This window comes from Amycolatopsis sp. lyj-90 (genome assembly GCF_046549035.1).
Taxonomy (GTDB): Bacteria; Actinomycetota; Actinomycetes; order Mycobacteriales; family Pseudonocardiaceae; genus Amycolatopsis.
This window is the reverse complement of sequence record NZ_JAJPWP010000002.1, coordinates 992720-1015775: the sequence shown is the minus strand read 5'-3', so window position 1 is coordinate 1015775 and position 23056 is coordinate 992720. Positions and strand designations below refer to the sequence as shown.

The following is a 23056-nucleotide window of genomic DNA, read 5'->3' as shown; positions in this document are numbered from 1 at the left end:
GGCGGTGGTCAGTGCCGCCACCGCTGCGCTTCGGTGATCTCCTTCGCGCTCGCGTGCGCGAACCGCTCGATCTCGGCCCGCCGGACGTCCACGATCGTCGTGGCCAGAGGCGCGCCGAAAGCGGCCGTCAGATCCTTGTCCGCTTCGAACGCCGCGACGGCGTCCGCCAGTTTCACCGGCAGCCGCTCGATCCCGCGTGCGCCGCGTTCTTCCTCGGTGAGCGTTCCCGGGTCGACGTCCACCGGTTCCGGCAATGAGGCTTCCTCGTCGGCACCGGCCATCCCGGCGAACAGCAGGGCGGCCGCCAGCAGGTACGGATTCGCGGTCAGATCGAAGCATTTGACCTCGAGGTTCGCCGCCGCGTCCCGGTTCCCGGCGACCCCGCGCACCAGCCGCAACGGCGTCTCCCGGTTCTCCAGTCCCCAGGCGGCGTACACGCCGGCCCAATGGTGCGGCTCCAGCCTCAGATAGCTGACGACCGACGGCGCCCCGATCGCGAGCAGCGCGGGAAGCCGCCGCAGGATGCCCGCGCTGAAGGATTCCGCGACCGGCGTCAGCCCGAAAATCCTTTCCCCGCCGGAGAAAAGGTTCCGGGCGCCGTCCCAGACACTCAGATGCACGTGGCCGCCGTTGCCGACGCCCGCGGGCGCGAACTTCGGGGTGAAGGACGCCTTCAGCCCGTGCCGGTGGCTGAGCGCGCGGATCGTCTCCTTCGTCAGGACGGCGACGTCGGCGGCGCGCACCGGATCGGCGGCGGTGACGGACAGTTCGAACTGGCCGTCGGCGTACTCGGGATGGATCTGTTCCACCCCGGCGCCCTGCTGGTCCAAAGTGGACACGAGAGCGCGGAGATAGTCCGCGCGCTCGGAAAGCCGGGCGTAGCCGTAGGCCGGGCCCGCGGTGGCCGACATCGGATCGTCCGGGGCGTCGGCGCTGGTGACCACCCATTCGAGTTCGAAACTCATCAGCGCCCGGTGACCGCGTGCGGCGAGCCTGCCGACCGCGGTCATGAGGAGGGTGCGCGGATCCTGTGGATGCGGCTCGCCTTCCTGGTCGAGCTTCGTCACCGGCGCCCACGCCCAGCCGGGTTGCCCGGCGAGCACGGTCAGCGCGTCGAGATCCGGATGCAGGCGCAGGTCACCGACCGGCCCGAGCGAATGCTCACCGCCGGTGATGCCGTCGTCGGAACCGAAGAAGTCGAAGGAATTCGAAGCGCCGACGCCCCAGGCGGCCGCGGCCGCCAGCTTGCGCAGCGGCACCGCCTTGACCCGCGAGATCCCGGCGTTGTCCACGAAGGTCAGCGCCACGAGTTCGACACCCCGTGCCCGGAGTTCCCCGGTGAGGGCGGTCGCGCGGGCGGTCAGTGCTTCCCGGTTCACCATGGTTCCTCATCCTGGCCTCATCGCGAGCCCCTTGCCACGTCCGGCTCCGGCCCTAGGGTGAGGCGCATTCGTCGATCACCGGAAGGGACGCGCCATGCCGGGACCCGGAATTCTGCCGTTCGTAGCCGAGATGCCGCTGGTGGACCATCACTGCCACGGTGTCGTCACCGGCGATCTCGGCCGGATCGAGTTCGAGCAGATGCTCACCGAGGCCGACACCGTCTCGTCACTGGGCACGACCTTGTTCGACTCGCTGATCGGGCTCGCGGTCCGTGCCCGCTGCGCGCCGGTGCTCGACCTGCCTTCGCACGTCCCGGCCGAGGTCTATCTGGCCCGGCGCGCCGAACTGGGCGCCACCGAGGTCAACGCGCGGTTCCTGCGCGCCACCGGCACGACCGAGTTCCTGCTCGACGGCGGTTTCCTGCCGGACACGCTGACCACGACCGAGCAGTTCGCGGCCCTGTCCGCCGCCCGCGCGCGGGACATCGTCCGGCTCGAACAGGTCGCCGAAGCCGTCGTGGAGTCCAGCACGGCCGCGGGATTCGCCGCGGCCTTCACCGCGGAACTGGCGAAACGCGCCACGACGGCGGTGGGGTTCAAGTCCATCGCCGCCTACCGCGTCGGCCTCGACCTGGCGGGGGAGCGCCCCACGGACGCCGAGGTCACCGAGGCGGCGGGACGCTGGCTCTCCGGGATCGAGGCGGGCGAACCGGTCCGGCTCGCCGACGAGGTCCTGCACCGGTTCCTGATCTGGACCGGGCTCGACCTGGCCCTCCCGATCCAGTTCCACGTCGGTTTCGGCGACTCCGACGTGGACCTGCATCGCTGCGATCCGCTGCTGCTCACCGGGCTGCTGCGGGCGACGCGGTCACGCGGGGTGCCGATCATGTTGCTGCACAACTACCCCTTCCACCGGAACGCCGCGTATCTGGCGCAGGTGTTCGAGCACGTGTTCATCGACGTGGGACTCGCGACGCACAACGCCGGTCACCGTGCGCCCGCGATCATCGCGGAGACAATGGAGATCGTGCCGTTCGGGAAACTGCTGTTCTCCACCGACGCGTTCGGGCTCGCCGAGCTGTACCACCTCGGCACCGCCCTGTTCCGGCGAGGACTGTCGGATTTCCTGTACGCGGGGCTCACCGCGGACGTACTGTCCGAAGTGGACGCACGCCGGATCACGGCCCTGGTGGGGCACCGCAACGCCGAACGGGTGTACGGACTGGAGGGGACATGACGGAACTGGACGAACTGCAGGACCGGTGGGAGGCGGCCGTCGAGGCGGAGCTGCCGTCCGCGATCGGGCTGCGGCACCGGGTGCACGCCGATCCTCGCGCGTCGGGGGACGAAGAGGACACCGCGCGGGTCCTCATCGAGGCGCTGGGCGTCGGCGAAGGGGTGCGGGTCGCCAAGACCGGGCGTGCCGTGCTGTTCCCCGGCACCGGTCCGGGACCGGCCGTGGCGCTGCGCGCCGAACTGGACGCGCTGCCGGTCACCGAGCGGACCGGGGTCCCGTGGGCCTCGGAGACGCCGCTCATGCACGCGTGCGGACACGACGTGCACATGGCCGCGCTCGTCGCCACCTGCCGCGCGGCGGCCGCCGTGGGGGTGCCGCGGCCGATCCTCGCCCTCCTGCAGCCGCGTGAAGAGACCTCGCCGTCGGGCGCGCTGGACATCGTCGAGTCCGGAGTGCTCACCGAGTACGGCGTCGAAGCGGTCATCGGCGCGCACGTCCAGCCGCGGCTCGCGGCGGGCGTGGTGTCGGCGGTACCGGGACCGGTCAACGCCTCCACCGACGAGTTCGACGTGGTCGTCCGCGGCCAGGGCGGGCACGCCGGCTACCCGCATCTGCTGCGGGACCCGATCCTCGCGCTCAGCCAGATCGTGGTGAGCCTGCAGCAGCTCGCGAGCCGCCGGGTCGACCCGGTGTTCGGCGCGGTCTGCTCGGTCGGCCGGATCGAGGCGGGGACCACGGCGAACGTCGTGCCGAACGAGGCCCGCCTGTCGGGCTCGCTGCGGCTGATGCGCGCCGAGGACCGCGATCTCGCGCTGGAGGGGCTCGCCGAGGTCGTCCACGGCACCGCGAAGGCACACGGCTGCCGGGCGGAACTGGAGATCAGCCCGTGCGAACCGGTGCTGCACAACGACGCCGGGCTCACCCAGCACGCACACCGGCGGCTGGTCCGCGCCGGGGCGGGCGTGGACACCGAGTTCCGGTCGTTCGGCGCCGACGATTTCGCCCATTACCGCGGGGTGGCGCGCGGGCTGATGATGTTCGTCGGCCTCGGCGACACCGCGGGCGCGCCCAGCCTGCACGACGAGGTCTTCCTGCCGCCGGACGCCGCAGTCGGGCACGTCGCTTCGGCGCTGATCGCGGGCTATTTGGCCGCCGTCGAGGGCTGACGCCCCCAAGAAGTGGACGAAGCGCTACGGTGGCCTCCGTGAATACCGCCTCGGCAGCGTTCCTCGCGACCATCCCCAGTCCCGACCAGGGCGTCTGGCATATCGGGCCGGTCCCGATCCGTGCCTACGCGCTCTGCATCATCGCCGGCATCATCGTGGCGATCTGGCTGGGCGAACGGCGCTGGGTGAATCGCGGCGGCACGAAGGGCACCGTCATCGACGTCGCCGTCTTCGCGGTGCCGTTCGGCCTGGTCGGCGGGCGGTTGTACCACGTCATCACCGACAACCAGCTGTACTTCGGCGAGGGCAAGAACCCGATCAACGCGCTGAAGATCTGGGACGGCGGCCTCGGCATCTGGGGCGCGATCGCGCTCGGCGCGGTCGGCGCGCTGATCGCCTGCCGCCGCCGGGGCATCCCGCTGCCCGCGATGGCGGACGCGCTCGCGCCGGGGATCGTGATCGCGCAGGCCATCGGGCGGCTCGGCAACTACTTCAACCAGGAGCTCTACGGCGCGCACACCGACCTGCCGTGGGGCCTGGAGATCTACCAGCGCTACAACCCGACCAACCCGGACGACTTCCTGAACGGCATCGCCATCGGGCACGTCCCGCTGCCGGACAGCCCGGTGCACCCGACGTTCCTGTACGAGCTGATCTGGAACCTCGGTGTAGCGCTGCTGGTCATCTGGGCGGACAAGAAGTTCCGCCTCGGCCACGGCCGCGTGTTCGCGCTGTACGTCGCCGGGTACACCGCGGGCCGGTTCTGGATCGAGATGATGCGGACCGACACCGCGAACCACATCCTCGGCCTGCGGGTCAACGTGTGGACGTCGATCCTGCTGTTCGCCGCGGCGATCGCCTACTTCGTGGTGGCCGCCAAGCGAGGGCCGCGGGAAGCGCCGGAAACGCTGTGGAGCAAGGACGTGCCACGCGAGGACTCCGCTGCCGGAGCCTCCTCTTCCGACACCGCCTCCTCTTCCGACGGTTCCGACACTGCCGTTTCGCCTGCCGAGGCCAAGGACGAGGAGCACGCGGAGGTGGGGGCGGCTCCGGACACCGTCCGGGACTCGGCCGCCGACAAGGCGACCGAGGACCCGAAACCCGACTCCGAGAAGTAGCGATCCGCTCCCCACACACGCTATGAAAGGCCCGTTACTTGCAAAATTTGCAAGTAACGGGCCTTTCATAGCGCGTGTGTGGGGCCGTCAGGGGGAGACCAGGCCCCGTCCGGTCACCAAAGGCAGGTCCAGCGCCGTCAGCAGCCCCGGCGGAGCCGCCACCACCGCCGGGATCGCGTTCACCAGCCGCATCGCGGTCGCCTTCAGCCCGGCCGTGTTGTGGTCACCGTCGGTCCCGACCAGCCGGAGGTCCAGCACGTAGTTGGGCTCCCCGGTCACCTGGACGCGGTAGCAACCCTGCCCGGACGGCTGCGGCCACTCCGGGCCGAGGTCGCCGCGCAGCCGCGTGATGTGCTCCAGCACGCACACCGCCCGTCCGCCGCGCATGCCGCGCACCTCGAACCGCAGCGCCGCCGCCGTGCCCTCCTTGATCGTCCCCGAGGCGATCTCGAACGTCTCGGGTGCCGGAAGCCGTTCGTAGACCTCCTCGACGGAGTCGAGTTCGACGTCCAGCCCCGCCGCGAGCTGCCGTACGACGCTGCCCCAGGCCAGCGACAGCACTCCGGGCTGCAGCAGCAAGGGAAGGTCGTCCATTTCCCGCCCGAAGCCCATGATGTCGAACAGGACCTTGGCCTGGTCGTACGTCGAGTAGTCGAGGATCTCCAGACAGCGAACCTCGTCGATCCGTTCGCACACGCCGGTGAGCACCAGCGGCAGCCAGTCGTTGGCGAAACCGGGGTCGATGCCGTTGACCCACAGCGAAGCGCCGCCTTCCCTGGCCGCCTCGCGGATCGGCTCGATCATCTCCGCAGGGACGACGCCTTCGGGGTACTGGAGGAACACCGGGCTGCTGGAGACCACGTTGATCCCCGCGCGCAGGAACCGTTTCAGGTCCTCGACGGCTTCGACGAGCCTGTCGTCGGCCATCGCCGTGTAGAGCACGCAGTCCGGTTGCAGCGCGATGAGCGCGTCCGCGTCGGTGGTCGCCGCGACACCGAGCGAACGCCCGAGCCCGGCCAGTTCCCCCGCGTCCACACCGGCCTTGGCCTCACTCGAAACCCAGACCCCGGCGAGGTCGAGATCGGGTCGCGCGGCTATCCCCGCCAGCGCGTGTCGGCCGACGTTCCCGGTGCTCCACTGGACCACGCGCACGGCGTTCGCCTCCTGCAGATCGGGCAGGCCCAGTTCCAGGTTCGGGGCCTGCAGGCATGCGTCGACTTCGATGATCGAGCCGCCCGCCTCCAGTAAGGGGACGTTGCCGCAAAACTGTAACACGTTCTATTTATCGAGCCCCAGCGTGCGCCGCCTGCCCGGAGTGACTAGGGTCGCTTCACCGCGTCTCGTGGCATCCCGGAACAGGACATATACTTAGCGGAACGAACTACCGTGACCCCATCAGGAACTGTGTCGTTCCGGGCATCCAGATCGTTACCATCAGCGGGCTTTCTCGTCCGATGAACTGATGCCCACATGTTTCCTAGGTGTTAAAGTCGCGCTAACGAACGGGCCATCGTCGTCCCGTGCGCATTCCCCCGGCCGGCCCGTCCGGCCGCTGAGCACAGACGACGAAGGAGGTCCCTTCATGATCTTCTCCGCCATTCCCGGCAAACAAGGTCTCTACGATCCCGAATCCGAACAGGACTCCTGCGGTGTGGCCATGGTGGCCGACGTCCGCGGACGAAGGTCGCACGGCATCGTCACCGACGGTCTTTCCGCGCTGACGAATCTCGACCATCGCGGTGCCGCGGGCGCGGAGCCGACCAGTGGCGACGGCGCGGGCATCCTGGTGCAGCTGCCCGACGAGCTGTTGCGCGCGGAAGTGGACTTCACCCTCCCCGAGGCGGGCGCCGACGGTCAGCAGACCTACGCGACCGGGATCGGTTTCCTGCCCTCGGACACCGAGGAGCGCGGCAAGGCCGTCGCCCTGATCGAGCGCATCGCCACCGAAGAGGGCCTCGACGTCCTCGGCTGGCGCGAGGTCCCGGTCGACGCCGATCGCGCCGACATCGGCCCGACGGCGCGTTCGGTCATGCCGCATTTCGTGATGGTGTTCGTCGCGGCCCAGGAAGCGGGCGGAAGCCGCCCCGGCGGGCTCGAACTGGATCGCCTGGCCTTCTGCCTGCGCAAGCGCGTCGAGAACGAGAGTGTGACCGCGGGCTGCGGCACCTACTTCCCTTCGCTGTCCTCGCGGACGATCGTCTACAAGGGAATGCTGACCCCCGAGCAGCTCCCGCTCTTCTTCACCGACCTGACCGACACCCGGCTCGCCAGCGCCATCGCGCTCGTGCACTCCCGGTTCTCCACCAACACCTTCCCGTCGTGGCCGCTGGCGCATCCGTTCCGGTTCGTCGCGCACAACGGCGAGATCAACACCATCCGCGGCAACCGCAACCGCATGCGCGCCCGTGAGGCGCTGCTGGAATCGGACCTCATCACCGGCGACCTCACCCGGCTGTACCCGATCTGCTCGGCCGACGCGTCGGACTCCGCCTCGTTCGACGAGGTGCTGGAGCTGCTGCACCTCGGCGGGCGGTCGCTGCCGCACGCGGTGCTGATGATGATCCCCGAGGCGTGGGAGAACCACGCCGGGATGAACGCCCAGCGTCGTGCGTTCTACCAGTTCCACGCCAGCCTCATGGAGCCGTGGGACGGCCCGGCCTGTGTCACCTTCACCGACGGCACGCTCGTCGGCGCGGTGCTGGACCGCAACGGCCTGCGCCCCGCCCGATGGTGGCGCACCGCCGACGACAGGGTCGTGCTGGCCAGTGAGGCCGGGGTCCTCGACGTCGCCCCCGCGGACGTCGTGGCCAAGGGCCGTCTCAAGCCCGGCCGCATGTTCCTGGTGGACACCGAGGCGGGCCGGATCGTCGACGACGAAGAGGTCAAGTCGGAGCTGGCCAAGGAACTCCCGTACGAGGGCTGGCTGCACGCCGGGCTGCTGCAGATCGCCGATCTGCCGGACCGCGACCACATCGTGCAGAGTCACGATTCCGTGCTGCGGCGCCAGCTTTCCTTCGGCTACACCGAAGAAGAGCTGAAGATCCTCCTCGCGCCGATGGTGATCAAGGGCATGGAGCCGATCGGCTCGATGGGCTCGGACACCCCGCCCGCGGTGCTGTCACAGCGTTCGCGGCTGCTCTACGACTACTTCAAGCAGAACTTCGCGCAGGTCACCAATCCGCCGCTGGACGCGATCCGCGAAGAGCTCGTCACTTCGATGAGCCGGATCATGGGCCCCGAGCGGAACCTGCTCGCCCCCGGCCCGGCCTCCTGCCGTCACGTGCAGCTGCCGTATCCGGTGATCGACAACGACGAACTCGCCAAGCTGATCCACATCAACGACGACGGCGACCTCCCCGGCTTCGCGTGCAGTGTCCTTTCCGGACTGTACGAAGTGGACGGCGGGGCCGACGCGCTGGCGTCCGCGATCGAACGGGTCCGCCGCGAGGCCTCCGAGGCGATCGCGGCGGGCGCGCGCACGCTCGTGCTGTCCGACCGCGATTCCGACCACCGCATGGCGCCGATCCCGTCGCTGCTGCTGGTGTCCTCGGTGCACCACCATCTGGTGCGCACCAAGGAAAGGCTCCGCGTCGCGCTGGTCGTCGAGACCGGTGACGCCCGCGAGGTCCACCACATCGCCGTCCTGCTCGGCTACGGCGCCGCCGCGGTGAACCCGTACCTGGCCTTCGAGACCATCGAGGACATGATCTCGACCGGTGCCATCACCGGTATCGAGCCCGCCAAGGCGATCCAGAACTACGTCAAGGCGCTCGTCAAGGGTGTCCTGAAGATCATGTCGAAGATGGGCATCTCGACCGTCGGCGCGTACACCGCGGCGCAGGTCTTCGAATCCTTCGGCCTGGCCCAGGATCTGCTCGACGAGTACTTCACCGGGACGTCGTCCAAACTCGGCGGCGTCGGCCTGGGCGTGCTCGCCGAAGAGGTCGCCACGCGCCACCGCCGCGCGTACCCGGACAACCCGACCGATCGAGTCCACCGTGGACTCGAGACCGGCGGCGAGTACGCGTACCGCCGCGAAGGCGAACTGCACCTGTTCACCCCGGAGACCGTCTTCCTGTTGCAGCACGCGACGAAGACCGGCCGCGAAGAGGTGTACAAGCAGTACTCCGACGAGGTCCACCGCCTCTACCGCCAGGGCGGCGCGCTGCGCGGGCTGTTCGCCTTCCGCGAGGGCGCGCGCGAACCCGTCCCGCTGGACGAGGTCGAGCCGGTCGAGGCGATCTTCAAGCGCTTCAACACCGGCGCCATGTCCTACGGTTCGATTTCGGCCGAGGCACACGAGACCCTCGCGATCGCGATGAACCGCATCGGCGGCCGGTCCAACACCGGTGAGGGCGGGGAAGACCCCGAGCGGCTTTACGACCCGACCCGGCGCAGCGCGATCAAGCAGGTCGCGAGCGGCCGGTTCGGCGTCACGAGCGAGTACCTGGTCAACGCCGACGACATCCAGATCAAGATGGCGCAGGGGGCGAAGCCGGGCGAGGGCGGGCAGTTGCCGCCGAACAAGGTCTACCCGTGGATCGCGCGGACGCGGCACTCGACGCCGGGTGTCGGGCTCATCTCGCCGCCGCCGCACCACGACATCTATTCGATCGAGGATCTCGCCCAGCTGATCCACGACCTCAAGAACGCCAACGAGAACGCCCGCATCCACGTGAAGCTGGTGTCCTCGCTCGGCGTCGGCACGGTCGCGGCGGGCGTGTCCAAGGCGCACGCCGACGTCGTGCTGATCTCCGGCCACGACGGCGGCACCGGCGCCTCCCCGATGAACTCGCTCAAGCACGCGGGCACGCCGTGGGAGATCGGGCTCGCCGAGACCCAGCAGACGTTGCTGCTCAACGGTTTGCGTGACCGGATCACCGTGCAGGTCGACGGTGCGATGAAGACCGGCAAGGACGTCGTCATCGCCGCGCTGCTCGGCGCGGAGGAGTACGGCTTCGCGACGGCGCCGCTGATCGTCGAAGGCTGCGTCATGATGCGCGTCTGCCACCTCGACACCTGCCCGGTCGGCGTCGCGACCCAGAGCCCGGATCTGCGCAAGCGGTACACAGGCCAGGCCGACCACGTCGTCAACTACTTCCGGTTCGTCGCCGAAGAAGTACGGGAAACGCTGGCGGCACTCGGTTTCCGCACGCTCGACGAGGCCATCGGCCACGCCGAGATCCTGGACACCGACAAGGCGATCGAGCACTGGAAGGCCTCCGGGCTCGACCTGTCGCCGATCTTCGAGATGCCGAAAGAGACCCCGTACGGCGGGGCGAAGCGGCGCACGCGGACGCAGGACCACGGCCTGGAACACGCGCTCGACCGGACGCTGATCCAGCTCGCCGAGGCAGCGCTGGAGGACGCGCATCGGGTGCGTATCGAACTGCCGGTGCGGAACGTGAACCGGACGGTCGGCACGCTGCTCGGTTCCGAAATCACCCGCCGCTACGGCGGTGAGGGCCTGCCCGAGGACACGATCCACGTGCTGCTGACCGGTTCCGCCGGGCAGTCGCTCGGCGCGTTCCTGCCGCGCGGCATCACACTCGACATGGTCGGCGACGCGAACGACTACGTCGGCAAGGGGCTTTCGGGCGGGCGGATCGTCGTGCGCCCGCATCCGGACGCGAAGTTCGCCGCGGAAGGCCAGACCATCGCCGGGAACACCCTCGCCTACGGGGCGACCGGCGGCGAGATGTTCCTGCGTGGCCAGGTCGGTGAGCGGTTCTGCGTGCGCAACTCCGGCGCCGTGGTGGTCGCCGAGGGCGTCGGCGACCACGCCTTCGAGTACATGACCGGCGGGCAGGCCGTGGTGCTCGGCCCGACCGGGCGCAACCTCGCGGCCGGTATGTCCGGCGGCGAGGCCTATGTGCTCGACCTCGACCGCGGCCGGGTCAACGAGGAGATGGTCAACCTCCTGACGCCGTCGTCGGAGGATCTCGCCTGGCTCAAGAAGACCGTGCAGAAGCACTACGATCTCACACGTTCGGCCGTGGCCGCGTCGCTGCTCGGCGACTGGCCGCGCCGCTCGGCGGCGTTCACCAAGGTGATGCCCCGCGACTACCAGCGTGTCCTTGACGCGGCGAAGGCGGCGCGTGCCGCGGGCCGCGACGTCGACGAAGCGATCATGGAGGCCGCTCGTGGCTGATCCGACGGGTTTCCTGAAGCACGAACGCGAAGAGCCTAAGAAGAAGTCCAAAGAGGAACGTCTCGCCACCTGGGGCGAGGTCTACGCCGACGTCGAACCCGCCGAGCGCAACGAAAAGGTGCGCAAGCAGGCTTCGCGGTGCATGGACTGCGGCATCCCGTTCTGTCACTCCGGTGGTTCCGGCTGCCCGCTGGGCAACCTGATCCCGGAGTGGAACGACCTGGTGCGCCGCGGCGACTGGGCCGCGGCGAGCGACCGGCTCCACGCGACGAACAACTTCCCCGAGTTCACCGGGAAGCTGTGTCCCGCGCCGTGCGAGGCGGGCTGCGTCCTGTCGATCTCGCCCCTGTCCGGCGGTCCGGTGTCGATCAAACGGGTCGAGCAGACGATCGCCGACCAGTCCTGGGAAGCGGGCTACGTGCAGCCGCAGGTCTCGGCGGTGTCGTCGGGACAGCGGGTCGCGGTCGTCGGTTCCGGTCCCGCCGGGCTCGCCGCCGCGCAGCAGCTGACCCGCGCCGGCCACGAGGTCACCGTCTACGAACGGGACGACCGGCTCGGCGGCCTGCTGCGGTACGGCATCCCCGAGTTCAAGATGGAGAAGAAGGTCCTCGACCGGCGGCTCGCGCAACTCCGCAAGGAGGGCACGAAGTTCGTCACCGGCTGCGAGGTCGGCGTCGACCTGACCGTCGAGGAACTGCGGGCGGGCTACGACGCGGTGGTGCTCGCCGTGGGCGCGCTGCGCGGCCGCGACGACACGACGACGCCGGGACGCGAGCTGTCCGGGGTCCACCTGGCGATGGAGCATCTGGTCCCGGCCAACAAGTACGTCGAGGGCGACGGCCCGTCGCCGGTGGACGCGGCGGGCAAGCACGTCGTCATCATCGGCGGCGGCGACACCGGGGCCGACTCGTACGGCACCGCGACCCGGCAGGGCGCGCTTTCGGTGACCCAGCTGGACCAGTACCCGACGCCACCGTCCGCAAGGGACGACGAGCGCTCGCCGTGGCCGACCTGGCCGTACATCCTCCGCACCTACCCGGCGCACGAGGAGGCGGGCGAGCGCAAGTTCGCCGTCGCGGTCAAGCGCTTCGTCGGCGACGAGAACGGCAACGTGCGCGCTGTCGAACTCCAGCAGGTCAAGGTCCAGAAGGATCGCGAAACCGGCCGCCGCGAGGTCATCCCGGTCAACGACGAGATCGAGGAACTGCCCGCCGATCTCGTGCTGCTCGCGATCGGGTTCGAGGGTGTCGAGCACATGCCGCTGCTCGACGGGCTCGGCCTGTCGCTGACCAAACGCGGCACGCTCTCGTGCGGCGTGGACTGGCAGACCTCCTCGCCCGGCGTGTTCGTCTGCGGCGACGCGCATCGCGGTGCCTCGCTGGTGGTGTGGGCGATCGCCGAAGGACGTTCGGTGGCGAGTGCCGTCGACGCCTACCTCACCGGCGCTTCGGACCTGCCCTCGCCGGTGCACCCGACGGCGCTTCCGCTCGCCGTCGTCTGATCCCGGTTCGCGCCGACAGCGTCGTCGGCGCGTTCCTCCCACCCAAGGTGGAGGGTCAGGATCCGTCCCGGGGCCGACGCGGTAGGGCGGCCTCGCGCGCCAAGCTCTCCCGCATGAGAAAAACGCTGGCGATACTGGCTTTCCTCCCCCTCGCCGTGGCCGTCCCGGCGACCGCCGAAGCGGCACCGGCCCTGCGCTGGACGTCACCCTGCCCGGACTACGGCGTCACACCCTCGCCGACGGCGGGCCTCGAATGCGCGAAACTCGAGGTCCCGCTGGACTACGCCGACCCCGGCGGGCGGACCATCGAACTCACCGTTTCCCGGAAGGCGAGCACCTCGCCGAAACGCCGGGGCGTGCTGCTGATGAACCCCGGCGGCCCCGGGAGCCCCGGTCTGGCGATGCCCGCGCAACTCGCGCAGCGGCAGGGACACAGCGGCCTGCTCGACAGTTACGACGTCATCGGTTTCGATCCGCGCGGCACCACCTACAGCACGCCGGTGACCTGCGACCTGACCGGGGACCAGCGGTTCATCCTCGTCGGCCCGTATGCGGACGGCCCCCGTGACGTCACCGGGAAGGCGGCGAAATCCCGGGTGGTGGCCGAGCAATGCGCCGCGTCGAAGACCGCGGATCTCCTGCCGCACATGACCACCGCGAACACCGCCCGCGATCTGGACCGGATCCGCGAGGCGCTGGGGGAGCGGAAGATCTCGTTCTATGGCGTCTCGTACGGGAGCTATCTCGGCGCCGCCTACGCGTCGATGTTCCCGGCGAAGACGGACCGGATCGTGCTGGACAGCCTTGTCGGCCCGAAGGGGCTGGACGTCCAGGCGCACCAACGGTTCGCGGACGGTTTCGACGACAGGTTCGGCGATTTCGCGGCCTGGGCGGCGGCGCGGGACGACGTCTACCACCTCGGGCGGACACCCGCCGAAGTGACGGCGAAGTTCTTCGAGCTGGCCGAAGAACGCGGCCCGGGAATCCGGACCGACACGTGGGGAGCGCTGTACGACGACGCGAACTTCCCCGTCCTCGCGAAGCAATGGGCCACTCCGTCCGCGTCGGCACAGGGCGGGCCGCTCGACGGCGACAACCACGCGGCACTCCAGCTGCAGGTGCTGTGCAACGACTCCGACTGGCCGGAAAGCGTGCGCTGGTACCAAAAAGCCGTCGAACGCGCTCACGTGACGCATCCGATGTTCGGCCCGGCCGCCGCGAACATCACCCCTTGCGCGTTCTGGCCGGTGGAGCGCCGCGAACGCCCCGTGCGGATCACCGACCGTGGACCGTCGAACATCCTGCTGGTGCAGAACCTCCGCGATCCGGCGACACCGCTGGTAGGGGCGAGGGAACTGCGCTCGGCGCTGGGCGGCCGGGCCAGGTTCGTCACCGTCGACGCGGGCGGGCACGGCGTTTTCACCAAGGAGAACGCGTGCGGGAACGACGTCGTCGTCCGGTACCTGCGGGACGGCGTCCTTCCCGCCGCAGATTCGCACTGCCCCGCTTGATCAGGAGAACAGCACGAAGATCAAGCCCAGCCAGCCGAGGCCGCCGGCGAGGAGTCCCAGCATGGCTCCCGCGGCGGCTTCGGGGTAGCCGTCTTCACCCAGCTTCATGCGCGACCAGCACGCCCAGGCCACCAGGAGCCCGCCGAGCAGCAGCAGCGGCCCGAAGGTGAACGTCAGCAGGATGACCGCGGCGGACGTGGCCGTCACGTGCGGCGAGATCCTGAAGCCGAAACCGTAGGTGGTCAGCGAACCCACCCCGAGGGCCAGCAGTGTCGTGATGGCCAGCGCGAGGAGCGACAGGCGGGCCATGCCCTTGGTGTCGCCCACGACGACCACGATCGCGGTCAGAAGTATCCATACCCACGGTGCCAGGACTTTCGTGCCCAGCCGGGCGAAGTCGTTCCGTGAAATCCCCACCAGTCAGCCTAACTCTTTCGAGTGACGATGTAGACGCCCAAGCGGCCTGTCGCGAGTACTCCGCATGAGCGAACCGACTGGAGGTGATGATCATGGAATCGTGGGCTGTACTCGCGATCGTCGTCCCGGCCGCCGTCACGATTTTCCGCGACCTCGTGGCGTTGCGCCGGGACGCCGCCCGGAGGCATAACATCGAGCGCCTCGTGGAACTCGCGCCGACGGGGCTGCGGGTCGTCGACCGGACCGCGAACGGTGGGGGAATGGAAATCGTGACGGGTGGTCCGGCGGAGCGATCGGGGCCATGACCGAGTACTCGGAACGATTCGAAGACTTCTACGCCGATACCGCCCGAAGAACCAGGGATATCGCGAACTCCTTGGCGGGGGACCGCGAAATCGGGGGTGACGCGGCGCAGGACGCCTATCTGGTGATGTTCGAACGCTGGCACGAACGCAAGGCGCGGCCTCCGGGCGACAACCGCCGCTATGTGGTCGGCATCGCCGCGAAGAAAGTGGCCGACTGGTACCGGCGCAACAACCGGTTCGTTCCCCTCGGCGACGAAAACGAGTTTTCCGGGCCGGGCGACTTCCCCGAGCAGGTGCTCGATCGGCTGACGTTGTACAAAGAAGTGACGCTGCTTCTGGAAAACCAGCCCGCCCGGCGGAGGATGATCGGGATCCTGTACTTCCTCGCGGAGTTCAGTGGCCCGGAGATCGCGGAGTATCTCGAGATCAGTACGTCCACGGTCCGGACACAGGTGGAAAGGCTTCGTGTCCGGTTGAGACCGCTGGCCCACCGGCACGAAAGGCTCGATGGAGGAGGTGAGCGGGCATGACGGCGAACGAAGACGAGGCCCTTCGCGGGCTCGTGCGGCAAGCCTACGAAGCCACTTCCGCCGAGAGTGAGTTCGATGTCGAAGCGGGCCTGCGGGACGTCATGAGCCGGGCAGGCCACTCGATGATCGCCCACGCCACCGGCTCCGGAAAGACGGCGGAGTTCGTCAGGGCCGTGGGCGGAACCACCGCGACGGTCGTCCACACCTTCCACTCGGAGCAGCCGTATTCCGGCACCTCCTTGAACACCCTCGTCGCGCGGACTCTCGACGGTGGCTATTCCTGCGAGCCGGGGGAAGGGCGGAGGGTTTCCTTCGGGCGGAACCATCACGACGTCCACATCCCCTTGGGTGTCGACGATCGCCGGGTCGCTCGTGAATGCGGTGAGCTGACCTTCCACGACGGTCTCTGGCGGGTGCGCAACACCGGAAAGGTGCCCATCAGGCTGGGCTTCCGCCTGGTCCTGCCGGACGGGGAGCCGCTCCCGCTCGGCCCGGGCTATTCGACCCTGCTGGTCGAAGGCTCGCCGGGCCGGGTCCACGCGCTGGAACTGCGAGTCGTCGGGCGGGACCACGCGATCCCCGTCGCGCGCCCGAACGACGAGACCGTGGTTCCGGCGACCTGGCGACTCACCGCAGGGGAAAGAGTGGTCCTCACGATGCTCAGCCAGCGCTATCTGCTCCACGAACCGGAGCCGCGGCCGTTGTCCCTGCGGACCGTGGCCGCTTCGCTGGCGGAATTGCAGCCCGAAGTCAGTTGGACCACCAAACGCGTCGAGCACATCGTGACCGCTGTCCGCACACGCTTGGCGAGAGACGGTGTCCCGGCGCTGACGAAGGAGGAAGTCGGCGAGCCGGTCGGCGACGCGTTGAAGCGCAATCTGATCCGCGAATTGCTGACGTCCGCGACCTTGACGCCTGCCGACCTCGACCTGCTGAGGCAGGACCGGCACCGCGTCGGATAGCGCCGTTTCCCGAACGCCGCGGGTGAGGATTCACGTTCTCGCCCGCGGCGTTCGCCGTGCTGGGCCGAACGGCCCATACACCGCCCCGGATGCGGCCGAACGGTCCCTTGTACGCCCGGTAGCCGGACAAATACTTTCGAAATGCCGTACAGGTCATACGGCAATTCACCGGTGGCGAAAGGTGGTACGCCATGAAGAGGACGGTTTCCCGGACGGGGATCCTGGGGGCGCTCGTGGGGCTGGCGGTGACAGCGCTGACAGCGGTCGCGAGTCCCGCCCACGCCGGACCGGTCCACCATCAAGCGGCCGTCGACGCTCAAGCGGTGGCGGCCTACTGGACGCCCGAGCGGATGCGGTCGGCGGTGCCGATCGAGCAGCTGGTGAAGGCCCCGAACCTTTCGCCCAAGGACGTCGCCAAGGGTGAGAGCACGATCATCCAGAGCATTCCCAACGGCGGCGGCGCGTGGACGGGGGCGGGCAAGGTCGTCCAGACCGTCGGCCGCGTGTTCTTCACCATGGGCGGGCGCAACGCTTCGTGCTCCGGCGACGCGGTCACCAGCACGAACGGCAGTGTCGTGATCACCGCCGGGCACTGCGTGAAGTACCAGGGTGCCTGGCACACCAACTGGACCTTCGCGCCCGGTTACGACAACGGCAACACGCCTTACGGCACCTGGGCCGCGAAGAGCACGCTGACCACTCCGCAGTGGGAAGCGAGCGAGGACATGAACTACGACATCGGCGCGGCCGTGGTCAACCCGCTCAACGGGCAGAAGCTGACCGACGTCGTCGGCGCGCAGGGGATCGCGTTCAACCAGGCGCGCAACCAGTCGATGTACACGTTCGGATATCCGGCGGCGGCGCCGTACGACGGTACGAAGCTGATCTATTGCAGCGGAAGCACGTTCACCGATTTCCTGCTGACCAAGGACCACGGCATGAACTGCAACATGACCGGCGGTTCGAGCGGCGGCCCGTGGTTCCTCAACTTCAGTGAGGCGACCGGTACCGGCGTCCAGGCGTCGGTGAACAGTTTCGGCTACACCTTCCTGCCCGGGTACATGTTCGGTCCGTACTTCGGCACGGACGCGCAGAACCTCTACAACAAGGTGCAGGCCGCCTGATCTTCGCCGCCGCCCGTCCACCGTTTGGGACTTTTGTCCCGGTGGGCGGGCGGCTTTCGGCTCGGCATATCCTGGGCCGGTGAACTGGACAGTGGACGTTCCCGTCGACACGCTCCCCGAACTGCCTCCTCTGCCGCCCGAGCTGCGCAACCGGCTCGACGACGCGCTTTCCCGGCCCGCCGCGCAGCAGCCCGAATGGCCGGACCCCGAGCTGACGAGGCGCGTACGCGGCGTGCTGGAGAGTGTGCCGCCGATCACCGTCCCCGCCGAGATCGACAGGCTCTCCGACAGGCTCGCCATGGTCGCCCGCGGCGAAGCGTTCCTGCTGCAGGGCGGTGACTGCGCGGAGACGTTCGAGTCGAACACCGAACCGCACATCCGCGCCAACCTGCGCACCCTGCTGCAGATGGCCGTCGTCCTCACCTACGGCGCGAGCCTGCCGGTGGTGAAGGTCGGCCGGATCGCGGGCCAGTACGCGAAGCCGCGTTCGGCGTCCACCGACGCGCTCGGCCTGCCGGTGTACCGCGGCGACATCATCAACTCGCTCGTCGCCAAGCCCGAACTCCGCGTGCCCGACCCCGGCCGGATGATCCGCGCGTACGCCAACGCGGGTGCCGCGATGAACCTCGTCCGCGCGCTCACCGGCGCCGGGATGGCGGATCTGCACCAGGTGCACGACTGGAACAAGGACTTCGTGAAGTCCTCGCCCGCCAGCGAGCGCTACGAGGCGCTGGCCGCGGAGATCGACCGCGGCCTGCGGTTCATGTCGGCCTGCGGCGTCACCGACACCTCGCTCCAGTCCACCGAGATCTTCGCCAGCCACGAGGCGCTGCTGCTGGACTACGAGCGCTCCATGCTGCGGATGGATCGCGCGGACGCGACGAACCCGAAGCTGTACAACCTGTCCTCGCACTTCCTGTGGGTCGGCGAGCGGACCCGGCAGCTCGACGGCGCGCACATCGCGTTCGCCGAACTGCTGGCCAACCCGATCGGCCTCAAGATCGGCCCGACGACCACGCCCGAACAGGCCGTCGAATACGTCCGGCGGCTCGACCCGCGCAACGAGCCCGGCCGCCTGACGCTGATCGCCCGGATGGGCAACGGCAAGGTCCGCGAGGTGCTGCCCGCGATCGTCGAGAAGGTCGAGGCGTCCGGGCACAAGGTCATCTGGCAGTGCGACCCGATGCACGGCAACACCCACGAGGCGTCGACGGGCTACAAGACCCGGCACTTCGACCGCATCGTGGACGAGGTCCAGGGCTTCTTCGAGGTGCACCGCAAGCTCGGCACGTACCCCGGCGGCATCCACGTCGAGCTGACCGGCGAGGACGTCACCGAATGCCTCGGCGGCGCGCAGGAGATCTCGGATCTGGACCTTTCGGGCCGGTACGAGACCGCGTGCGACCCGCGGCTGAACACCCAGCAGTCGCTCGAGCTGGCGTTCCTGGTCGCCGAGATGCTGCGCGGCTGACGGCTGCGCCTTCCGCACACGCGTGACATGAAAGGCCCGTTACTTGCAAAATTTGCAAGTAACGGGCCTTTCATAGCACGCGCTAAGCGGTGTCCAGCAGCCTCGCCGCGGACTTGAGCACGCCGTCCCGCAGCGAGCCCACGTCCGAAACCGCCGCCCCGTTCGCCTGCAGTCCGATGTGGACGGAGTCGCGGTAGGTCGCCACCGCGATCCCGACCGCCTGCCGCGGCGCCAGCGGCACGAAGGGGTAGACGCTTTCCAGCCGCGTCCCGTCGAGGGTGAGCCGGTTGGGCGGCACCGGCACCGTGGTGACCACGAGATCGAACAGCAGCGGCGCGGCCAGCCCGGCGGCCCTGCTGCCGAGCCGGTGCAGCATCGGCGGCATCCGGTCGGCGAGCAGCGGGAACGCGCCCGCGCCCCGGCCGGGGCCCGCGGCCTTGTTCCGGCCCATCTCGCGCTGGACGGCCAGCAGCCGCTTCACCGGATCGTCGAGGCCGACCGGCAGATCGCAGAGGTAGCCGGACAGCTTGTTCCCGCCCAGCTGCTCGGCGGACCGGCCGCGCACGCTGACCGGGATGAGCGCCCGCAGGGTCCGGTCGTCGGCCCGCTGGCCGCGGTTGATCATCCATTCGCGCAGCGCGCCGGCGAGGATCGCCAGCACGACGTCGTTGGCGGTCCCGCCGTGGGTCCGGCGGATCCGCCGGATCTCGCCGGTGTCCAGCCGGACGAGGCCGAGCCGTCGCTCGGTCGACGGCGGCGCGCTGATCGGGGACAGCGGCGAACGGGTCGCGCGGACGACCGACGAAGCGATCCCCGCCGACTCGCCCGCCTGGGCGAGGGTGGAACCGAAGGCGTCCTTGACGGCGTCCACAGGGGACCGTGGCGCGGGAGGTACGGCACCGCTGTGCGGGCGCCTGACGGCGCGAGGGACCGCGTCGAGCAGGCCCGCGGCGACGGCGTACGCGCCCGCCCCGTCGGTGAGCGCGTGGTGCAGTTTCAACAGCAACGCGAACTCGCCGTCCGGCAGGCCGGTGACGAGATGCAAGTCCCACAAGGGTTTTCCGGTGTCGAGCGGTCGTCCCATCCAGCGCGACGCGTAGGCGGAGAGCGGATCCGGTTCGTACAGGGAGCTCAGGTGATGATGTGAAATATGTTCACTGGCAACGAAACCCGGGTCGTCCGCCCAGACGGCGGCGCCGGGCGGGAACAGCGCGGTGCGGGGACGCTGACGCAGCTTCGGGATCCGTGCGGCCCGCTCGGCCAGCAGCGCGGTCAGCTTACGCGCGTGCACCTGCCCATGCGGACGGAAGGTGACCACCGCGCCCATGTGCATGGGCGTCGTTTCGCTTTCCATGCAAAGGAAAGCGACATCGAGTGCGCTCAGCTGGGGGCCTGACATCAGTGACCTTTCTCGGAACCGGGGGCGATGGGCACAACTGCACCAGCCTGACATGACGAGCGGGTGGTCGTCATGTTTCGGGGGCGCTAACTACCGTCGGTTTCACTCGAACGATGGGACCCCGCGCGGACATGGACCACGGACGTGCGGCAGATGGCGGACAGCCCGGCGCGGGTAACTCGTTAGCGGATCATCCGAGGAAACCGGCAGACTGCAGCACCATGACCGAAGAACCGAAGCGTCCCGAACCGCCGCTCACCGGCGACGAGCGCACCCAGCTGAACGGCTTTCTCGACTTCCTCCGCGCCACTGTCGTGTGGAAGTGCTCCGGCCTCACCGACGAGCAGGCCAGGCGGCCGCTCGTGCCCAGCGAGCTGACCACCATCGCCGGATTGCTCGGGCATCTGACCCTGGTCGAGCAGTACTGGTTCAACGTGGTGCTCGACGGCCAGGAGGACCTCTGGAAGGAGGCGCTCGAGGCCGACCCCGACGCCGAGTTCCGGGTCGCCATGAAGACCCCGATCGAGCAGCTGATCGCCGCCTACGAGGCCGAGTGCGAGCGGAGCCGCAAGGTCGTCGCGCGGATGGGGCTGGACGACCAGGTCGCCTTCCGCGGCGATCGCCAGGTCAACGTCCGGTTCGTGGTCGCGCACATGATCGAGGAGACCGGCAGGCACGCCGGCCACCTCGACCTGTTGCGCGAAGCGATCGACGGGCTTACCGGGGAGTGAGACGGCGAGGGGGCAGCGGGAAGAACCCGCTGGTCCGCTCGACGTACGTCGCGTATCCCGGCCGGGAACGCTGCAAACCCTTCTCCAGCAAGGGTTTTCCGGTGCCCTTGGCCAGCGTGTACGTCATCGCGATCGGCGACAGGATCGTCGCCGCCCCCACCCAGCTCGAACAGGCCAGCAGGTACAGGCCCCACCACACGCACGCGTCCCCGAAGTAGTTGGGATGCCGGGTGTAGCGCCACAGCCCGCTGTCGAGGACCTTCCCCTTGTTGTCCGGGTCGGCCTTGAACCGGCGCAGCTGCTCGTCGCCGATCGTCTCGAACCCGAAACCGACCAGCCACACCGCGACACCCAGCCACGCCGTCACGCCGAAGGAATCGCCGTACATCGCGAACTGGACCGGCAGCGAGACGAACCAGAGCACCACGGCCTGGAGCAGGTACACCCGGACGAACAGCTTGAGCGCCGGATTCGGGCCGGCGTTCTCCACCATCCGCACGTAGCGCGGGTCTTCGGGCAGCTTGTGGTTGCGCAGGTGGAGGTGCACGCCGAGGCGCACGCCCCAGATCGCAGTCAGTGCCGCGGCGACCACTCGCAGCGTTACCGACCCGTCCCCGAGCGGGGCCGCGACCAGCGCGACGAGCGCGAAGCCCGGCCCCCAGAACGTGTCGATGGTGTCGTACCGCTTGCGCGCCAGCGCGATGCCGAACGTGACGGCGACCGCCAGCAGGGTCACCCCGGCGGTGACGAGCAGGGTCCCCCCGAGAGACATCAGGACCACTCCCGGGTGGCGGGAAGCGCGCTCAAGCCTTCATCGGACGAGCGCACCGCGAGGATCTGGTCCACGCCCATCCGGTTCTCCTCGAACGCGAGCGCGCCGCCGACCAGGTAGAGCCGCCAGACCCGCGCGCCGGATTCACCGATCAGCGCCACGACGTCGTCCCAGTTGCTCTCGAGCGTTTTCTCCCATGCCCGGACCGTACGCACATAGTGCTCGCGCAGCGCGTGGACGTCGCGGATTTCGAACCCGGCCGTCTCCAGATGCCCGAGCGTCCGGCTCAGCGGCCGCATCGTCATGTCGGGGGCGATGTAGCGCTCGATGAACGCCCCGCCGCCCGGGGCCACCGCTCCGCGGGACATCTGCTGCAGGACCAGCCGTCCGGTGGGCTTGAGCATCCGGTACAGCGTCCGCGTGTACTCGGGGTAGTTCTCTTCGCCGACGTGCTCACCCATCTCGATGGTGGCGACGGCGTCGAACGGCTCGTCGGTCAGCTCGCGATAGTCCTGCCGCCGGACCTCGACGCGATCCTCCAGGTCGTGCTGGGCGAGGCGGCCGCGGATGTGCTGCAGCTGTTCCGCCGAAAGCGTGATGCCGACGGCGTGCACGCCGTGGTGCTTGGCCGCGTGGACCAGGAGCGAGCCCCAGCCGCAGCCGACGTCGAGCAGGCGCATCCCCGGCCGCAGCCCGAGCTTGCGGCAGATCAGCTCGAGCTTGTCCGCTTGGGCTTGTTCGAGGCCGTAGCCCTCCTCCTCCGACGTCCAGTACGCCGACGAGTAGGCCATCGATTCGTCCATCAGCAGCTGGTAGAAGGCGTTGCTGAGGTCGTAGTGGTGTGAGATCGCCGACTTGTCGCGGAGCAGGCTGTGCAGCTTCCCGGAGAGCCGGGCCTCTTCGGCGGGCGGTTTGGGCGGCGGCCCGACGACGCCGAGGCTCACCGCGAGCCGGAACGCTTCGGCCCAGTCACGGGGCCCGAGCTTCGCGCCGCGGACGGCGCCTGACCGGGTCAGCGCCCAGATCCGGCGGAATCCGTCGGCGAGGTCGCCCTCGACGTCGAGATCACCGGAGACATAGGCCCTCGCGAGACCCAGCTCACCGGGGGAGTAGAGGAGACGGCGCAGGGCGCGCCGGTTGCGGAGTACCACGGTCGGGGCGTCCGGCGGCCCGGCGCGCACGCCGTCCCAGGTGCGGAGACCGACCGGGAGGGAGCCACCGAGGAGCCGCTCGACGAACGGGACTAGGCGAGACGCGGGACTGTTCGGCATAGTCGTCA

At 69.2% G+C, this 23056-nt stretch carries 18 protein-coding genes; 12 read left to right on the top strand and 6 right to left on the bottom strand.

Going from position 1 to position 23056, the window contains the following annotated elements; genetic code table 11:
* Nucleotides 1-8 precede the first annotated feature (8 nt).
* Nucleotides 9-1382 carry a glutamine synthetase gene (locus tag ACLJPX_RS10590; RefSeq protein ID WP_410599911.1) on the bottom strand — a complete coding sequence of 458 codons (1374 nt, stop codon included), beginning with the start codon at nt 1380-1382 and terminating at the stop codon, nt 9-11.
* 94 nt (nt 1383-1476) lie between these two features.
* Between ACLJPX_RS10590 and ACLJPX_RS10585 the strand changes: the two genes are divergently transcribed.
* Genes ACLJPX_RS10585 through lgt form a run of 3 tightly spaced genes read left to right on the top strand, consistent with a single transcriptional unit; the run spans nt 1477 to nt 4903 of the window.
* Nucleotides 1477-2619, top strand: coding sequence for an amidohydrolase family protein (locus tag ACLJPX_RS10585; protein WP_410599910.1), 1143 nt, complete (start codon nt 1477-1479; stop codon nt 2617-2619).
* Nucleotides 2616-3785 carry a M20 metallopeptidase family protein gene (locus ACLJPX_RS10580; protein WP_410599909.1) on the top strand — a complete coding sequence of 390 codons (1170 nt, stop codon included), beginning with the start codon at nt 2616-2618 and terminating at the stop codon, nt 3783-3785. The genes ACLJPX_RS10585 and ACLJPX_RS10580 overlap by 4 nt, the downstream gene beginning before the upstream one ends.
* Nucleotides 3786-3814: 29 nt before the next feature.
* Nucleotides 3815-4903 carry a prolipoprotein diacylglyceryl transferase gene (gene lgt, locus ACLJPX_RS10575; protein WP_410599908.1) on the top strand — a complete coding sequence of 363 codons (1089 nt, stop codon included), beginning with the start codon at nt 3815-3817 and terminating at the stop codon, nt 4901-4903.
* A gap of 87 nt (nt 4904-4990) precedes the next feature.
* Here lgt and ACLJPX_RS10570 read toward each other — a convergent pair whose 3' ends face one another.
* Nucleotides 4991-6055: a diacylglycerol kinase gene (locus tag ACLJPX_RS10570; protein ID WP_410600041.1), complete on the bottom strand. Its 1065-nt coding sequence runs from the start codon at nt 6053-6055 to the stop codon at nt 4991-4993.
* A 430-nt stretch (nt 6056-6485) separates the two neighbouring features.
* Between ACLJPX_RS10570 and gltB the strand changes: the two genes are divergently transcribed.
* From gltB to ACLJPX_RS10555, 3 genes are all read left to right on the top strand, one after another.
* Nucleotides 6486-11054, top strand: a complete 4569-nt coding sequence (gene gltB, locus ACLJPX_RS10565) for a glutamate synthase large subunit (RefSeq protein ID WP_410599907.1) — start codon at nt 6486-6488, stop codon at nt 11052-11054.
* Nucleotides 11047-12555, top strand: coding sequence for a glutamate synthase subunit beta (locus ACLJPX_RS10560; RefSeq protein WP_410599906.1), 1509 nt, complete (start codon nt 11047-11049; stop codon nt 12553-12555). The genes gltB and ACLJPX_RS10560 overlap by 8 nt, the downstream gene beginning before the upstream one ends.
* Before the next feature lie 113 nt (nt 12556-12668).
* Nucleotides 12669-14066 (top strand): alpha/beta hydrolase, encoded by a 1398-nt coding sequence (locus tag ACLJPX_RS10555; RefSeq protein WP_410599905.1) that lies wholly within the window; start codon nt 12669-12671, stop codon nt 14064-14066.
* Here ACLJPX_RS10555 and ACLJPX_RS10550 read toward each other — a convergent pair whose 3' ends face one another.
* Nucleotides 14067-14483 (bottom strand): hypothetical protein, encoded by a 417-nt coding sequence (locus ACLJPX_RS10550; RefSeq protein ID WP_410599904.1) that lies wholly within the window; start codon nt 14481-14483, stop codon nt 14067-14069. It lies immediately after the preceding gene.
* Between the two features lie 92 nt (nt 14484-14575).
* Here ACLJPX_RS10550 and ACLJPX_RS10545 point away from each other — a divergent pair, with 92 nt between their 5' ends.
* The 5 genes from ACLJPX_RS10545 (at nt 14576) to ACLJPX_RS10525 (ending at nt 18875) form a co-directional block, all read left to right on the top strand.
* Nucleotides 14576-14788, top strand: a complete 213-nt coding sequence (locus ACLJPX_RS10545) for a hypothetical protein (protein WP_410599903.1) — start codon at nt 14576-14578, stop codon at nt 14786-14788.
* Nucleotides 14785-15318: an RNA polymerase sigma factor gene (locus ACLJPX_RS10540; protein ID WP_410599902.1), complete on the top strand. Its 534-nt coding sequence runs from the start codon at nt 14785-14787 to the stop codon at nt 15316-15318. The genes ACLJPX_RS10545 and ACLJPX_RS10540 overlap by 4 nt, the downstream gene beginning before the upstream one ends.
* Nucleotides 15315-16280, top strand: coding sequence for an FHA domain-containing protein (locus ACLJPX_RS10535; RefSeq protein WP_410599901.1), 966 nt, complete (start codon nt 15315-15317; stop codon nt 16278-16280). The genes ACLJPX_RS10540 and ACLJPX_RS10535 overlap by 4 nt, the downstream gene beginning before the upstream one ends.
* Before the next feature lie 191 nt (nt 16281-16471).
* Nucleotides 16472-17404, top strand: a complete 933-nt coding sequence (locus ACLJPX_RS10530) for a trypsin-like serine peptidase (protein ID WP_410599900.1) — start codon at nt 16472-16474, stop codon at nt 17402-17404.
* 79 nt (nt 17405-17483) lie between these two features.
* Nucleotides 17484-18875, top strand: a complete 1392-nt coding sequence (locus ACLJPX_RS10525) for a class II 3-deoxy-7-phosphoheptulonate synthase (RefSeq protein WP_168214365.1) — start codon at nt 17484-17486, stop codon at nt 18873-18875.
* 82 nt (nt 18876-18957) lie between these two features.
* Here the strand turns inward: ACLJPX_RS10525 and ACLJPX_RS10520 are convergent, their stop codons facing one another.
* Entirely contained in the window at nt 18958-20274 is a 1317-nt protein-coding gene (locus ACLJPX_RS10520) for a wax ester/triacylglycerol synthase family O-acyltransferase (protein ID WP_410599899.1), read from the bottom strand.
* Nucleotides 20275-20495: 221 nt separating this feature from the next.
* On the opposite strand from ACLJPX_RS10520, the gene ACLJPX_RS10515 reads away from it, so the two are divergent.
* Nucleotides 20496-21005 carry a DinB family protein gene (locus ACLJPX_RS10515; protein ID WP_410599898.1) on the top strand — a complete coding sequence of 170 codons (510 nt, stop codon included), beginning with the start codon at nt 20496-20498 and terminating at the stop codon, nt 21003-21005.
* Here the strand turns inward: ACLJPX_RS10515 and ACLJPX_RS10510 are convergent.
* Together ACLJPX_RS10510 and ACLJPX_RS10505 are read right to left on the bottom strand one after the other, a co-directional pair.
* Nucleotides 20992-21777, bottom strand: a complete 786-nt coding sequence (locus tag ACLJPX_RS10510) for a DUF1295 domain-containing protein (protein ID WP_410599897.1) — start codon at nt 21775-21777, stop codon at nt 20992-20994. The two genes, ACLJPX_RS10515 and ACLJPX_RS10510, sit on opposite strands and share 14 nt — an antisense overlap.
* Nucleotides 21777-23048 carry a class I SAM-dependent methyltransferase gene (locus ACLJPX_RS10505; protein ID WP_410599896.1) on the bottom strand — a complete coding sequence of 424 codons (1272 nt, stop codon included), beginning with the start codon at nt 23046-23048 and terminating at the stop codon, nt 21777-21779. Before ACLJPX_RS10505 ends, ACLJPX_RS10510 begins: the two co-directional genes overlap by 1 nt.
* Nucleotides 23049-23056: the final 8 nt, after the last annotated feature.

Excerpts from the sequence above, each read along its gene's own strand:
- ACLJPX_RS10590 (WP_410599911.1), bottom strand. The coding sequence starts at position 1,382 with ATGGTGAACCGGGAAGCACTGACCGCCCGCGCGACCGCCCTCACCGGG.
- ACLJPX_RS10585 (WP_410599910.1), top strand. The coding sequence starts at position 1,477 with ATGCCGGGACCCGGAATTCTGCCGTTCGTAGCCGAGATGCCGCTGGTG.
- ACLJPX_RS10580 (WP_410599909.1), top strand. The coding sequence starts at position 2,616 with ATGACGGAACTGGACGAACTGCAGGACCGGTGGGAGGCGGCCGTCGAG.
- gltB (WP_410599907.1), top strand. The coding sequence starts at position 6,486 with ATGATCTTCTCCGCCATTCCCGGCAAACAAGGTCTCTACGATCCCGAA.
- ACLJPX_RS10555 (WP_410599905.1), top strand. The coding sequence starts at position 12,669 with ATGAGAAAAACGCTGGCGATACTGGCTTTCCTCCCCCTCGCCGTGGCC.
- ACLJPX_RS10545 (WP_410599903.1), top strand. The coding sequence starts at position 14,576 with ATGGAATCGTGGGCTGTACTCGCGATCGTCGTCCCGGCCGCCGTCACG.
- ACLJPX_RS10540 (WP_410599902.1), top strand. The coding sequence starts at position 14,785 with ATGACCGAGTACTCGGAACGATTCGAAGACTTCTACGCCGATACCGCC.
- ACLJPX_RS10535 (WP_410599901.1), top strand. The coding sequence starts at position 15,315 with ATGACGGCGAACGAAGACGAGGCCCTTCGCGGGCTCGTGCGGCAAGCC.
- ACLJPX_RS10530 (WP_410599900.1), top strand. The coding sequence starts at position 16,472 with ATGAAGAGGACGGTTTCCCGGACGGGGATCCTGGGGGCGCTCGTGGGG.
- ACLJPX_RS10520 (WP_410599899.1), bottom strand. The coding sequence starts at position 20,274 with ATGTCAGGCCCCCAGCTGAGCGCACTCGATGTCGCTTTCCTTTGCATG.
- ACLJPX_RS10515 (WP_410599898.1), top strand. The coding sequence starts at position 20,496 with ATGACCGAAGAACCGAAGCGTCCCGAACCGCCGCTCACCGGCGACGAG.
- ACLJPX_RS10510 (WP_410599897.1), bottom strand. The coding sequence starts at position 21,777 with ATGTCTCTCGGGGGGACCCTGCTCGTCACCGCCGGGGTGACCCTGCTG.
- ACLJPX_RS10505 (WP_410599896.1), bottom strand. The coding sequence starts at position 23,048 with ATGCCGAACAGTCCCGCGTCTCGCCTAGTCCCGTTCGTCGAGCGGCTC.